This window comes from Pedobacter sp. (assembly GCF_965227205.1).
Lineage (GTDB): Bacteria > Bacteroidota > Bacteroidia > Sphingobacteriales > Sphingobacteriaceae > Pedobacter.
In genome coordinates, this window is sequence record NZ_OZ245727.1 from 1345001 (window position 1) to 1359242 (window position 14242).

Genomic DNA, 14242 nt, shown 5'->3' on the forward strand with positions numbered 1-14242 from the left:
ATCCGATAAACCTGCATGGATTATATTTTACTCTATTGATTTAGTGTATCCTAGATTAGATAAAGCTACTTTAAGCCATGCTTTGAAAATAAAATCTGTATTTTTGTAATTCATAAATTGTAACATAGTTTGAAGTACCCAAATTTTAAAGACCTAATTCTTTTCGAAGACAACGATTTTATCGTAATCAATAAACCACCATTTTTAGCTTCGCTAGATGAAAGAGGTGGTTCTGGTGAGACAAATGTATTGCGTTTAGCTAAACAATATAGTGATGATGCACAGGTTTGTCACCGTTTAGATAAGGAAACTTCGGGTGCTTTAATCATTGCCAAAAATCCGGAAGGCTATCGCCATGCATCTATGCAATTTGAGCGTAGGAAAGTTGATAAAACTTATCACGCTGTAGTAGATGGACATTTAATTTTTGATGATTTACTGGTTGATTTGCCAATCCTTAATGATGGAAACAAGAATGTAACCATTGATAGGGCTGAAGGAAAAAGAGCGGAAACAATTTTTAACTCTTTAAAATACTACAAACACTATACATTAGTTGAGTGTAAACCGATTACCGGAAGAATGCACCAGATTCGTATCCACCTGGCTACGCAAAGAGCTGCAATTGTTGGTGATGATATGTATAAAGGTAAACCCGTTTTTCTTTCATCAATTAAAAGAGGATATAAATTAACCAAAGGTGAAGAAGAACAGCCAATTATGAAACGTTTTGCTTTGCACGCCAGACACTTAGTTTTTAAAGGTTTAGATGATAAAGATATTGTAATTGATGCACCATATCCTAAAGATTATGCAACACTTATTAAACTGCTGGATAAGTTTGATGTATAGTTTCATGTACTAAAATTGCCTCGTTTTACAGTTTTTCTTACATTTGGATTCTTCGCTCTCTATTAAATCCCAATAGAATGTATATCCGTTTTGTAAATTACCTTGACAAGATTAATCATTACCGTAAATCAAAAATCTCAAATCGTAATTTTCTAATTATACTCGCTGTAATTGTTGGTGTTTTAGCCGGTTTGGCAGCAGCGGCATTAAAAAGTTTAACCCATCACATAGAAGAATTTCTGCAATCAGACTGGCATTGGAAATACAAATACTACCTGTATTTCATTTTTCCAATGATTGGTATTTTTCTAACGGTTTTATACATTAAGTATTTCATCAGAAAAAGTAAATTCGAAACAGGATTAACCCCTTTGCTTTACGCTATTTCGAAGAAATCGAGCAGGGTAGAGCCACATAATATTTATTCTCAAATTATTACAGCAGCCATTACAGTTGGTTTTGGTGGCTCCACAGGGTTAGAAGCACCAATTGTTACAAGCGGTTCAGCTATTGGTTCAAATTTAGGTCGGTTTTTAGGTTTATCTTATCGTGAAATTACGATGCTCGTTGCTTGTGGTGCCGCTGCAGGTATCGCCGGTGCTTTTAATAGTCCGGTTGCAGGAATTGTTTTTGCGATTGAAATTTTATTACCAGAATTTACCATTCCAGCATTTATTCCACTTTTATTATCAGCTGCAACTGCTGCTGTTGTTGCAAGATTATTTTACACGCAGCAATTATTTTTCCTGGTAACAGAAGGCTGGCAGATTAATGCGTTATTCTATTATGTGCTTTTGGCAGGTTTGATAGGTTTGTTTTCCATCTATTTTACCAAAGCGAATTACGCTGTTAAGGGTTTGTTTTATAAAATAAAGCATCCTTACACGAAAGTTGTAGTTGGTGGTTTAATGCTTGGCTTTTTAGTATTTCTCTTTCCAACACTGTATGGAGAAGGCTATATTACTATGAAAAATTTATTAAGAGGAGATTATTTAACTGTAATTAACAATAGTATTTTTCAAGATTATAATACTATTCCAGCCTTGGTAGTATTGTTTACAGTGGTAACAATTTTTATGAAATCACTGGCTACGCTAATTACTTTGGGTGCGGGCGGTAATGGTGGTACTTTTGCGCCAAGTTTAATTATGGGCGGATTAATTGGATTTATTTTCGCTTATACCGTAAATCTTTCGGGTATTGCACATTTGAATGTTTCTAATTTTATCGTTGCAGGAATGGCCGCTGCTTTAGGTTCGATTATGCATGCTCCGTTAACAGGTATCTTCCTAATTGCAGAAATTACAGGTGGTTACATTTTAATGGTTCCCTTGATGATTACTACGGCAATATCTTACGCTATAAATCGCAGTTCACAAAAACACTCTATTTACACTAAGGTTCTTGCCGATAAAGGTGAATTGTTATCTCACGAGGATAAAGATTCGACAGTTTTAAGTCAAATGAAATTGAAGTATTTAGTAGAGAAATCTTATCCTCAACTATATATGAATGATTTGGTTTCACTAAAGATGAATGAAATAGTACAATCTCGTAAGAACATTTGTGCTGTAACGGATGAAGTTGGCGATTTCAAAGGCATCATTTACATTGAAGAATTGTTTAACGAAATGGTTAATAATCCTGATAAAGAAAATCTTCAGGCTACAAACTTGGTTCATAATGCACCAAATACAATTATGGAAACTGATGATTTGAAAGTTGTACTAAGAAAAATGGAAGAAGATAATGTGTGGATTTTGCCTGTGGTTGATGAAGCTAATCGCTACAAAGGTTTTGTATCGAAAACAGCCATTTTTAACAAATACAGGGCTTTGTTGATGAGGCAGAATGATTATATGGGGTAACCCTTTTTACTATTGTCATTCTGAGCTTGTCGAAGAACTTTTATAAAAATTGTGTTTCGACAAGCTCAACATGACAGGCTTCGATAAAAAAAATGGAATATCGAGTAGGCTCAATATTCCATTTTTTCTATTTTAACAGAATGCTACTCCGCCCTCTTCAAGCCAAACTTCTCAATCTTGCTGTATAAATGACTTCTTTGAATGTCAATTTCATCAGCAGTTTTTGAAACGTTCCAGTTATTTTTTTCAAGTTTAAATTTGATAAATTCTTTTTCTGCGTGGTCTTTGTAATCCTGGAAATTACTAAAGCTATCGAAAGATGAAGACATGCCCGAGCCATTTGCAGAGCCTGCAATTTGTGCACTTGTAGCCGCCCCGATATTTGTTCCACCACCGGGGTTTGCGAAAGCACGAACATCATTTTCAGTAATTACTTTATCGCTTAAAATAATCAAACGCTCAATCATGTTGTGCAGTTCACGAACGTTACCTGTCCAGGGTAAAGCTTGTAAAGCAGCCATACCACTATCATTAATCTTTTTAACAGGCATTCCGTAATCATTACAAATGCTATCTAAAAAGTTTTGTGCAATAACAGGAATATCATCTGTACGCTCGGTTAAATGCGGAACGTGAATGTTAATTACATTTAATCGGTGGTACAAATCCATACGGAAATTACCATCTTCAATCTCTTTTAATAAATCTTTATTTGTTGCCGCTAAAACGCGAACGTTTACATCAATTTCTTTTTCACCGCCTACACGAGAAATTTTATGCTCTTGTAAAGCACGCAAAACCTTTGCTTGGGCAGAAAGGCTCATATCACCAATTTCATCCAAAAATAACGTTCCGCCATTGGCCAATTCGAATTTACCAATTCGTTGCTTTACTGCCGAAGTAAATGAACCTTTTTCGTGACCGAATAATTCACTTTCAATTAATTCTGACGGAATTGCAGCACAATTTACTTCAATTAAAGGGCTATCAGCACGATTTGATTTTTCGTGTAACCAACGGGCTACCAATTCTTTACCACTACCATTTGCACCAGTTATTAATACACGAGCTTCAGTAGGGGCAACACGTTCAATGGTTTCTTTTATTTTAGAAATACTTTCCGATTCGCCTAAAATCTCTCTTGTTTTGCTAACTTTTCGTTTTAAAACCTTGGTTTCAGTAACAAGTGTTCCACGGTCTAAACCATTACGAACAGTAATTAATAAGCGGTTTAAATCTGGTGGTTTTGAGATAAAATCGAATGCTCCTTTTTTGCTGGCCTCGATTGCGGTTTCAACCGTTCCGTGACCAGAAATCATAATGAAAGGTAAATCAGGCTTGATAATTTGTGCTTGCTCAAGCACTTCCAAACCATCCATTTTATTCATCTTAATATCGCAAAGTACGAGGTCGAAATTACCTTTTTTAATCATTTCAAGCCCATCGATACCATTGTCGATATCTTCTACATCATAGTTTTCGTATTCTAAGATTTCGCGTAAAGTGCTTCTTATCGCCCGCTCATCATCAATAATTAATAGTTTGGCCATTTAGTATTTGTTTATTCTAATTGATATGCGAATATATTATTTTTAAATTAATGTATAGTTTTTTATACAATGATTTAGGCTATAAACGGGAAATAGTTAAAAAGGTTTTATTTTTTAATTAGAAAAGCAACGGATAGATTTCCATCGGATTATTCAGTCCTGCTGTACATTTTATCCCGAGAAATTCGGGATGCCATTTCCATCAGGTTTATTTAACTCAATTTTGTGTAGGAAACATCATTTGGAATGCATAAGTCTTTTCCGTGCCTTCAGTGTTTCCGTGGCAAAACATTAAACGACAATTAAAACTTGAGGTAGGTTTTAAGTTCGATGTTACAGGTTTTTGTAAAATAAACCTGATTGAAATGAAAATACTTTTTGTTGTATAAACTAAAAAGATTGCCACGTTGTTCCTCCTCGCAATGACGCTCAGAGCGCTAATGAAGAAGCCCAAAAAGATTGTAATGAAAAGCAGGGCTGAAATAACCCAAGAATTACTGTTTTACCTTTCCAAGAAATAATAAAAATGCAGGTCTATAAGCCGGGTTCTGTTTTCTAATTACTTAGAATTTCTATCATTAATCCACTGTAAATGTTGCCATTTACCTCTAACGACCTACCCACTAACATCGGACGGGCAGCCCTACATGCGTTAGCCTATTTGGTCTTTCAACGCTCGGGGTTTACAAACACGGCAGTCGCCTGCAATGCTCGTGCGCTCTTACCGCACGTTTTCATCCTTACCAAACTTGCGTTGGGCGGTATATTTTCTGTTGCACTAATCCGTAATTCAGGTTTTCATTCCTAAATCCCTTTCCGTTAGAAAGCGAGATGCCCTATGTTGCCCGGACTTTCCTCTCTCTCGGTTTTACCCGAAACAGCGATAGAACAACCTGCATTTTGCGCAAATATGGATTTTTTTAACCACAAAGACACAAAAACATGGAGATTTTTTCTGCTTACTTGCAGTTTTGTAGTTGAGTTGAAACCTTTGAATAAGGTACAAAACCCTGATTATTGCCAAACGAGTTGGTAACGTAAACCATTACCTGAGCTACATCAATATCGGCTAATTCGGGGAAACCAGGCATTTTTTCCTGATATTCTTTACCGTGAATTACAATTTTACCGCTGGTTCCGTTTTTAATGATGCAAGCTAAATTGTTTTTATTGGTTTTCAAGAAAACAGAATCGGTTAAAGGTGGCGCCAGCTGACCTAAACCTTCGCCGTTTTCGCCATGGCAATTCTGGCATTTAGCTTTGTAAATGTCCTTTCCGTTCGACATATAGTTTTGTAAATCAATAGTTTCCTGGTTTTGACAAGAGATGATTACAGCTATAACTGAAAGCAGGAAAATAGAATTGATGATGTATTTGCGCATGGATGTTTTGCATTAAAGTATCGTCATTTCGAGCGGAATAAAATGGAGCCGAGAAATTTTTTTAGTTGGTTCAAAGATTTCTCCATTTCGGTCGAAATGACGATATTAATTAGTTTATTTCTTGTACTCTGCCAATAAAACCGGAATATCCTTTTTCAATTGTGCTACCTGCTCTTCTTTAGTGCCATCGTAAGCACCGCGAATGCGCTTATCTTTATCTACTAAAACCAAATAACCCTGATGGATATAACCATCTTTAGCTGTACTATCTTCGCCTACAGCTACTAAATAATTTTTCTCTGCTAAGGTATAAACGCTGTCTTTGCTGCCGTAAAGAAATTGCCATTTTGCATTATCAACGCCTAACTTTTGTGCATATTTTTTCAACACTGATGGCTTATCGTATTTAAAATCAATGGTGTGCGATACAAACATCACATCGGGATTGGTTTTAAAATCGTTGTAAACCATCATTAAATTGCGGTGCATGGTTGGGCAAATGGTGGTACACGACGTGAAAAAGAAATCTGTAACGTAGATTTTTCCATCGGTAATTTTATTTGTAGTTAAAATGCTGTCTTGATTCAAAAAAGCCCAATTTGGAATGGTTTGATAAACAGTATCAATCTTTTCAACTCCAGCAGCATCTCTTTTGGTTTCGGCATGGCGTTCGCCGTAAATGGGTAGTTTTTTTTCTTGCTGACAAGACGAAAGTATGGAAACGGATAGCAAGCAAATGGCTATCGAAGAAATAATTTTATTCATGGTATTTTATTAAAGTGTAAATATACAACCTCTGTTTTGGAGAAGGCAATTCTAGTGCTATTATTATTTTGATTAAATTTGGTTCACGCAGATTACACAGATTTTCGCTGATTTTTAATATTAACCTGCGGAAATCTGCGAAATCAGCGGGATAAATATGTGAACTAATGTTTATGGTGCGTCATTTCCATTTTATCAGCTGGCTTGATGTTGTAAGTTTTCAAAACAGAATCTGATTCTTTAGTTACTTTGATGTAACTATCTTCAACCGCCCGAATTTTTATCATCTGCGTTTTGTAATATTCTAAATCTTCCTGCTCATCTTTTCCTTTAAAATCGTCTTTAAAAAAGTGCATCCAATCCATCATATTTTCATCCGCTTTGTTTAAACGAATAATTAAATCAGCAACATGTAATGAATCTTGAGTGGATTTTATCTGTTCAGATTTCAAAACTGAATCTAAGGCCATTCTATTTTTAATCACTTTTTCTCCATCAATCATTAATTTATCATGGATGTTTAAGACTTCTTTTTTAATGTCGTTTGCTTTAGGCTCTGTTTTACAAGCGCCAAAAATTAAGATTAATGCCGTAGCTATTACTGTTATTTTATTTTTCATTTCTTTAAAAATTATAGGTTAAACCAATATAAACTTTACCTGCACTCATGGGATGGTCTGTTTTTGCCTCCCACATATTTTTCTGCATCCCAACATTAAGTGCAATGTTTTTGTAGAAGATATCTGCACCAGCACCACCCATTAAATTATTCATTACATGTTCCCCGGTTTTCGTTCCTTTATATTTTTCTCCGCCAGAATATTCATAGAAAAACTGAAGCGAGGGCATTACTTGTACATCTCTACCAATGCGTTGTGTGTAGAAAATATTCAGGAAACTGGTTGTGCTATTTGCAATTCCCTCATCGCGATTATTGGTGCCGTTTACCTTGTAGGAGGTATTTAAACTTGCGCCAAACTTGCCCAAACCAACCATATAGTTTAAGTAAATAAAACCATCCGTACTACCTGTTCCAGCTTGTTGTAACGACGAATAACGAATACCTGCCGTGTTTTTGAAATCATTTTTTCCTGTCGGGAGTTTAATTCCTGCACCTGCGATAAGTTGCTGCTTAAAATTATCTTCTAATTTTTGCACAAGGTGATAACCACCATAAAGGTTTATATCGCCAATGCCTCCAATTGTAGAAGTATAACCATTGTAACGCTCGCTATTTGAAACATAAGGCAGAATTGCGTTAATTTCTAATTTGCTATTGATGAAATATTTACCTCTAATTTCCATGGAACGGTATAATTCATAATCATCAGGATTTCCAGCGTGACCAGTTATTGGCGAATTCTGGCTATTAGCAGGGATAAAGAATTTTCCTCCGTTAGGGAATAAGGAATGTGATTGCCCATTGTAACCATTAAACGAGCGATAACGGTACAGCAAACTGATACTGTTTCTGTTATAGTAAGGCGTAATTCCCATAAAACAACCGCAAATATCGCAGGCAAAAACGTTACTGCCGATTAAAAGAAATGCGATTATTAATAATTTACGATTCGCTATATAATTTATTTTTGATAAACTCATTGTCGGTTAGTGTTTTTAAAAATGCTTTGATTTGTGCCCTTTCTGAGCTGCTTAACTGGATGCCATTTTTTAGTGATGAATCCAAATTTTCGGAAGCCTTAACGCCCGAATTGTAATGCTCTAAAACTTCATCTAAATTGTAAAAACGTCCATCGTGCATGTAGGGACCGGTATATTCGATGTTGCGCAAACTTGGAATACGGAATTTTCCAAAATCGCTTTGCAGGCCAGTAATATGAGAACGGCCTTCGTCAACACTTACTAAATCTAAACCATTGCTTCTGTAAGAGAAGTCAGTAAAAAAGGGTTCAGAATGGCACGAAGCACATTTTTGTTTAAATAAATTATAACCAAACTGTTCATCCGAAGTGAAAGAAATTCCATTTTCCTTACGCATGACCTTATCGTACTTAGAGTTTCCCGATACTAAAATGCCCATAAATTGCGTGATGGACTTTAAAACAGTTTGTGAATTGATTTCAGAAGAACCAAAAGCCTGTTTAAACATTTCTGGATATGGTGCTGTACCTTTCAAAAAAGTAACAACGGTTTCGATATCCGTTTTCATTTCGCAAACATCAGTTAGGGCGTTTAAAGGAGAGGTTTCGATGTTTTTTACGCCGCCATCCCAAAAGAAAGCTTTTTGCCAAGCCAAATTAAAAAGAGGTGGAGCATTGCGTTTTCCCTGGCAATTATCTACGCCGTGACTTACCTTGTGGTCGAGATTTGCAAATGCTGCAAATTGCTGGTGGCAGCTTCCGCAAGAAACACTTTTATCTGCCGATAAACGGGCATTGTAAAAGAGTTTTTTTCCTAAAGCAAAACCTGCATCGGTTAATTTATTTTCTTCGAAATTGTATGTTGGAGCAGGGAAATTAGACGGAACTTGAAAAGATATTTTCTTTTCCTCAGGCGTAATTCCATCTTCATTTTTACTGCAAGCATACATCAATGCAATGCTTAAAAAAAGCATTGCAAAGACTGTTAATTTTTGCAGCATATTAATTATGAATATGGTCTAAACGGAATAAACCTTTAGCATAATTATTGGCCACAATTACCGAGTTAGCGCCACCCATTGTAAAATTTAAGGAAGCAAAACTGATATCTGTTGTGCCAGTAAATAGTGCTGCTGCATTTACAATGAAATGCATGTCGGGTTTCGCATCTGTTCTTATTCTTAGTGGGTTGGCAGCATTAATTTCTGTAGAATACGTTCTGATGGTATTGTTCGGGTCTAAAACACCACCAATATGAAAAGTTAAGGCATTATTAGCTGCTGTTGATTGTGGCGAGGTTCCTTCTAGTTTTACAAATATGTAGCCACTGTTCCAAGTCCAGAACATGCCATTTACTGGGTCTAAAGCCCCTGTTTGTGCACCTGCGAAATTACGGGCATAATCTACGCCAATGGTGTATTCGATTTTGGTATAATCTCCTGTCGGAACATCGCTAATCGTCACAAGTTTGGATGCAGGTTTAGATTCATCAACTAAAAAATAACTTTCTGGAATTAAATAGGTTGTTCCATCAGCTTTGCTGAGTTTAATATTGCTCACATAATATTTAAACACATTTATTTTGTAATCTTCGCCTTTGGCATTTTTATATGTTGAAGTATTTAAAGCCAAAGCAGCACCGTTAACCTGATGTTCAAATTCTAAAGTAAAACTTGATTTTGTGTCTGTTGAGATTTCATCAGCATCTTTTTTGCAAGATGATAAAAGTATAATAGGGCATAACAATGCCAATAAGTATTGTGATAATTTCATTTTTTGAAAATTGAATAAGTGAATTTATAGTCTTCTGTCATTCTGAATGCAATGAAGAATCTCTAACACTTCAGTAGAAATTAACGTTACAGCGAAAAACAGAATAGTGGTTTTTAGTAATGATGCTTCGCTGTACTACCGTTGATGTTTTTTACCTCTAGTCGTCATTGCGAGGCACGAAGCAATCTATTTGCTATGAGATTGCTTCGTGCCTCGCAATGACGACCGTCTTAGAAAGTTTATTTATATTGATTTTTATGAAATAAAATAACCCTCAGTATGACAAATAGCCAAAACAATCAACAGCAAAGCCGTTACTTTAAAAAAATAAATTTTAATTAAACCGTTTTCGGTGGATGAAAAATAGAAATAGAAAGGTCTTTAATTGGTTTTTCTAGATAACCACTTTCTGATTTAATGATGAAATAAGGTATTTGATGATTTAAACTTACCAGTTTAAATTCTGGTTCAGCTTCAATTACTCTTTTTAAATTATCTTGAGTTTGTTTGTTTTTGCCATCCAAATCTTTCAATTTTTTGGCTAAGAAACATTGCCCATCACAATGTAATTCTGGGTGCGCTTTGTTGATACAAAATACTGAGGTAATGTATTCTTTATTTACTTTATAACCCGAATAAACAATTAATTGCATGTAGCAATTAGAGATTGTGCAGATTACTAAAAGAAATATTAGGGCTCGTTTTAACATTTGTATTTAGCTGCAAATGTACAAACGAAATTGATTGCAGCAAAGAAAAATAATATAGCCACAGATTTATATTTTAGGAAGGTACCTTTCATAACATCCTTGTTTTACAAACTGTTTTTGTGTAGGAATGTGCAATTAAACAAAAAATCCAGATGCTAACTGCATCTGGATTCATGTTATCTAATCTGTAAATCTGTGGCTAACTAAAACCTATGCCTGCAAATCTGCCATTACCGCACTAATCTTATCACCCAATTCCTGGTTTACTTTTGCAAAATCAGCTCTATCTGCCAAAGGCGCATTTACGCTGCAATAAAACTTAATTTTTGGTTCTGTACCACTCGGACGGGCAGAAACAATACTCCCATCTTCAGTAATGAATTGTAATACATCAGAAGCCGGATAATCCAATTTTGTCACCTTTCCTGTTGCTAAATCAGTTTCCTGGCTTAATTCGTAATCTTTCAAAACAGAAACTTTAGAACCACCTAATGATACTGGCGGATTGTTTCTGAATTTTTCCATCATAGCTTTAATTTCTTCCGCACCAGTTTTACCTTTTTTAGTAAGCGAAACTAAATCTTCTTTGTACAAGCCATAATCTACATACATATCTAAAAGTGCATTGTATAAACTTGCACCTTTATCTTTATAGTAAGCAGTCATTTCAGAAATAAATGCAGCAGAAACAACGGCATCTTTATCGCGAACTAATTCGCCAACCAAATAACCATAACTTTCTTCACCACCTGCGATAAATGTTTTTTCGCCTTGAAGTTTGGTAATAATTTGTCCAATCCATTTAAAACCAGTTAAGGTATTAAAGTATTCCACGTTTTTAGCATCACAAATTGCTTTAATTAAGCTGGTTGTAACAATGGTAGAAACCACATATTCCTTACCTGTAAGTTTGCCTTTTTCTTCCCAAGCCGAAACAATGTAATTAATTAATAAACTGCCCGTTTGATTACCGTTTAGTAAAACCCATTCGCCATTATTATCTTTAACTGCAATACCAACACGGTCAGCATCTGGGTCGGTTGCTAAAACTAAATCCGCATCAATTTCCTTTGCTTTGTTCATTGCTAAAGTTAAAGCATCTTTTTCCTCGGGATTTGGGTAAACAACCGTCGGGAAATTACCATCTGGTTTACTTTGTTCTTCAACAACTGTTACATTAGTGAAACCAAATTGTTCAAGCGCTTTTGGAACTAAAGTAATTCCTGTACCGTGAATAGGAGAGTACACAATTTTCAGGTCGTGCTGTCTTTTAATTGCATCAGAAGAAATTGAAAGCGCAGTAATTCCATCTAAATATAATTTATCTACAGCTTCGCCAATCAGTTCAACATTAGCATCAATTCTATCGAATTTAACTTCATCAATACTTTGAATTTTATTTACTTCATCGATAACCAATTTATCATCTGGAGAAGTAAACTGACCGCCATCAGCACCATAAGCCTTATAACCATTATACTCTTTTGGATTGTGCGATGCCGTTAACATTACACCACTTTTGCAGTTAAAATGACGAACAGCGAAAGATAACTCAGGTGTTGGTCTTAATGCCTCGAAAAAGTAAACGTGAATGCCGTTTGCCGAGAAAACATCAGCCGTTATTTTTGCAAAATAATCAGAATTATTTCTACTATCGTGAGCAATGGCTACACTTATTTTTTCGCCTGGATATTTGTTGTTTAAGTAATTTGCTAAACCTTGAGTAGCAGTTCCTATAGTGTATTTATTGATGCGATTAGAGCCAGCGCCCATAATTCCACGTAAACCGCCAGTACCAAATTCTAAACTTTTATAAAATGAATCTATAAGTTCTGTAGTTGCGTCTTTGTCTACAAGCGCTTGGATTTCTGACTTGGTTTTTTCGTCGTAATTTCCGCTTAACCACTGATTAATTGTGGCTTGGGTTGATTGGTCAATTGATTGCATTGAGCTATATTTTAATTTAATATCTGGTGTTGAACAAATTTTTATGCTTGGAAGTTTGGTTGTAAAGGAAATATTTAACCAATTCCAAATTTTATTTTGTTGAGGATGTTGCTTTTAAGCTTGTTTTGCTTATTTTCACGCCCCGATACAATAATAAAGAAAATCCAGTATTAAAAATGATGCAACCACATTTTTTTATATCTGGTTAGCACGATGTAAAATTGTGTTCTTTTTATTACAGCTAAAAATAATAATTAATTAGATGAAACCACTTTGGTTTTTAATCACGTAGTGTGATAAAAAGCGAATGGCTTCATCACAAGTGAAAACAAACTATAACTCGATGAAAATTTTAAAATTTGGGGGTACTTCAGTTGGTAGTCCCGAGCGCATGACGAAGTTGTTGGATATCATTAATCCAAATGAAGAGCAAATTGTAGTGTTATCAGCTGTGTCTGGTACCACAAATAGCTTAGTGGAAATTTCTAATTATTTTTTAGCTGGAGATAAGAAGAAGGGAAGCGAGTGCGTTGAAAATTTATATCAAAAATATAAGGATTTTGTAATTGAACTTTTGCCCGCTGCTGATTTTCAGGAAATGGGAAATGAAGTAATCGATTACCATTTTAGCTTTTTAGCCGTTTTAACCAATGATATTTTTACTCCAATTGAAGAGAAAGTTGTTTTAGCGCAAGGCGAATTATTGTCTACAACATTATACCATATCTATTTAAAATCAATCGGTGTAGAATCTGTTTTACTGCCAGCATTAGATTTTATGAAAACGGATGAGGATAATGAGCCAGATATTCCTTTCACAACAAAACACTTAACACCATTATTAGAACAACATAAAGGCAATAAATTATTCATTACACAAGGTTTTATTTGTCGCAATAGCTTTGGTGAAGTTGATAACTTACGTCGTGGAGGTAGTGATTACACGGCATCTTTATTGGGTGCGGCAATTCTTGCAGAAGAAGTTCAAATTTGGACAGATATTGATGGAATGCACAACAACGACCCTCGTATTGTTAAAGGAACCAAGCCGATTGCTCAATTATCTTTTGATGAGGCGGCTGAGTTGGCTTATTTTGGAGCAAAAATTTTGCATCCACAATCTGTTTTTCCGGCACAGAAATACAAAATTCCAGTTCGTTTGTTAAATACTATGGAGCCTAGTGCTGCCGGTACTTTAATTACTCACGATAGCGAAAAGGGAAAGATTAAATCAATCGCTGCGAAAGATGGAATTACTGCAATTCGTATTCAATCGAGCCGAATGTTATTAGCTTATGGTTTTTTACGTCGTGTTTTTGAGGTTTTTGAGCGTTATAAAACGCCAATCGATATGATTACTACATCAGAGGTTGCAGTTTCGTTAACCATTGATGAAATTGGAAATCTTCCAAAAATTATCGAGGAGTTGGAAAGCTTTGGAACGGTTGAGGTAGATACCGACCACAGTATTGTTTGTGTTGTAGGCGATTTCGGTTCGGAAAAACATGGCTTTGCAAGCAGAGTTTTAGAAGGTTTAAAACACATTCCGATTCGTATGATTTCTTACGGTGGAAGTAATTATAACGTTTCGTTATTGATTTTAAGCGAGTATAAAACTGAAGCTTTAAGAAGTCTTCACAACAGATTATTCGAATAGAAGATAAAAAGCGCCAAGAATTACCAGTAAGCCAATAATAAAGTGAAAAGCTAAAAAGCTTGCTGGTAATAAATTATTTTTATGTTTTTTGTAGGAATTAAATAAACCTAACGTGATGATAAGAATGATAAAAATGG

12 protein-coding genes and 1 other RNA gene are annotated in these 14242 nt (G+C 35.3%); 3 read left to right on the top strand and 10 right to left on the bottom strand.

All coding sequences use genetic code 11. From position 1 onward, the window contains the following. Positions 1–129: 129 nt before the first annotated feature. Together ACO05K_RS05715 and ACO05K_RS05720 are read left to right on the top strand one after the other, a co-directional pair. A complete protein-coding gene (locus ACO05K_RS05715; RefSeq protein ID WP_421943492.1) occupies positions 130–852 on the top strand; it encodes an RluA family pseudouridine synthase in 723 nt (240 codons plus the stop codon). A 77-nt stretch (positions 853–929) separates the two neighbouring features. Further along, a complete protein-coding gene (locus tag ACO05K_RS05720; RefSeq protein ID WP_421943493.1) occupies positions 930–2720 on the top strand; it encodes a chloride channel protein in 1791 nt (596 codons plus the stop codon). A 143-nt stretch (positions 2721–2863) separates the two neighbouring features. Here ACO05K_RS05720 and ACO05K_RS05725 read toward each other — a convergent pair whose 3' ends face one another. From ACO05K_RS05725 to ACO05K_RS05770, 10 genes are all read right to left on the bottom strand, one after another. Continuing rightward, positions 2864–4270 (bottom strand): sigma-54-dependent transcriptional regulator, encoded by a 1407-nt coding sequence (locus tag ACO05K_RS05725; protein WP_421943494.1) that lies wholly within the window; start codon positions 4268–4270, stop codon positions 2864–2866. Between the two features lie 521 nt (positions 4271–4791). Continuing rightward, positions 4792–5170: RNase P RNA component class A (gene rnpB, locus ACO05K_RS05730), an RNA gene on the bottom strand. 59 nt (positions 5171–5229) lie between these two features. Further along, positions 5230–5652, bottom strand: a complete 423-nt coding sequence (locus ACO05K_RS05735) for a c-type cytochrome (protein ID WP_421943495.1) — start codon at positions 5650–5652, stop codon at positions 5230–5232. Between the two features lie 114 nt (positions 5653–5766). Continuing rightward, positions 5767–6417 carry an SCO family protein gene (locus ACO05K_RS05740; protein WP_421943496.1) on the bottom strand — a complete coding sequence of 217 codons (651 nt, stop codon included), beginning with the start codon at positions 6415–6417 and terminating at the stop codon, positions 5767–5769. Between the two features lie 164 nt (positions 6418–6581). Next, complete coding sequence (locus ACO05K_RS05745) at positions 6582–7037, bottom strand: hypothetical protein (RefSeq protein ID WP_421943497.1); 456 nt, start codon at positions 7035–7037, stop codon at positions 6582–6584. Between the two features lie 4 nt (positions 7038–7041). Next, complete coding sequence (locus tag ACO05K_RS05750) at positions 7042–8019, bottom strand: hypothetical protein (RefSeq protein ID WP_421943498.1); 978 nt, start codon at positions 8017–8019, stop codon at positions 7042–7044. Beyond that, a complete protein-coding gene (locus tag ACO05K_RS05755; protein ID WP_421943499.1) occupies positions 7982–8992 on the bottom strand; it encodes a cytochrome-c peroxidase in 1011 nt (336 codons plus the stop codon). The genes ACO05K_RS05750 and ACO05K_RS05755 overlap by 38 nt, the downstream gene beginning before the upstream one ends. Positions 8993–9020: 28 nt before the next feature. Continuing rightward, entirely contained in the window at positions 9021–9791 is a 771-nt protein-coding gene (locus ACO05K_RS05760) for an MbnP family protein (RefSeq protein WP_421943500.1), read from the bottom strand. A gap of 338 nt (positions 9792–10129) precedes the next feature. Beyond that, positions 10130–10444 carry a hypothetical protein gene (locus ACO05K_RS05765; RefSeq protein WP_421943501.1) on the bottom strand — a complete coding sequence of 105 codons (315 nt, stop codon included), beginning with the start codon at positions 10442–10444 and terminating at the stop codon, positions 10130–10132. A gap of 267 nt (positions 10445–10711) precedes the next feature. Continuing rightward, complete coding sequence (locus ACO05K_RS05770; RefSeq protein WP_421943502.1) at positions 10712–12448, bottom strand: phospho-sugar mutase; 1737 nt, start codon at positions 12446–12448, stop codon at positions 10712–10714. A gap of 343 nt (positions 12449–12791) precedes the next feature. Here ACO05K_RS05770 and ACO05K_RS05775 point away from each other — a divergent pair, with 343 nt between their 5' ends. Continuing rightward, the gene (locus ACO05K_RS05775; RefSeq protein ID WP_421943503.1) at positions 12792–14105 is read left to right on the top strand and encodes an aspartate kinase; all 1314 of its coding nucleotides are present in this window, start codon (positions 12792–12794) and stop codon (positions 14103–14105) included. Positions 14106–14242: the final 137 nt, after the last annotated feature.

What these genes read in the sequence shown, in the direction of transcription:
- ACO05K_RS05725 (WP_421943494.1), bottom strand. Translation starts at nt 4,270, where the DNA reads ATGGCCAAACTATTAATTATTGATGATGAGCGGGCGATAAGAAGCACT.
- ACO05K_RS05750 (WP_421943498.1), bottom strand. Translation starts at nt 8,019, where the DNA reads ATGAGTTTATCAAAAATAAATTATATAGCGAATCGTAAATTATTAATA.
- ACO05K_RS05760 (WP_421943500.1), bottom strand. Translation starts at nt 9,791, where the DNA reads ATGAAATTATCACAATACTTATTGGCATTGTTATGCCCTATTATACTT.
- ACO05K_RS05755 (WP_421943499.1), bottom strand. Translation starts at nt 8,992, where the DNA reads ATGCTTTTTTTAAGCATTGCATTGATGTATGCTTGCAGTAAAAATGAA.
- ACO05K_RS05720 (WP_421943493.1), top strand. Translation starts at nt 930, where the DNA reads ATGTATATCCGTTTTGTAAATTACCTTGACAAGATTAATCATTACCGT.
- ACO05K_RS05770 (WP_421943502.1), bottom strand. Translation starts at nt 12,448, where the DNA reads ATGCAATCAATTGACCAATCAACCCAAGCCACAATTAATCAGTGGTTA.
- ACO05K_RS05765 (WP_421943501.1), bottom strand. Translation starts at nt 10,444, where the DNA reads ATGCAATTAATTGTTTATTCGGGTTATAAAGTAAATAAAGAATACATT.
- ACO05K_RS05745 (WP_421943497.1), bottom strand. Translation starts at nt 7,037, where the DNA reads ATGAAAAATAAAATAACAGTAATAGCTACGGCATTAATCTTAATTTTT.
- ACO05K_RS05735 (WP_421943495.1), bottom strand. Translation starts at nt 5,652, where the DNA reads ATGCGCAAATACATCATCAATTCTATTTTCCTGCTTTCAGTTATAGCT.
- ACO05K_RS05775 (WP_421943503.1), top strand. Translation starts at nt 12,792, where the DNA reads ATGAAAATTTTAAAATTTGGGGGTACTTCAGTTGGTAGTCCCGAGCGC.
- ACO05K_RS05740 (WP_421943496.1), bottom strand. Translation starts at nt 6,417, where the DNA reads ATGAATAAAATTATTTCTTCGATAGCCATTTGCTTGCTATCCGTTTCC.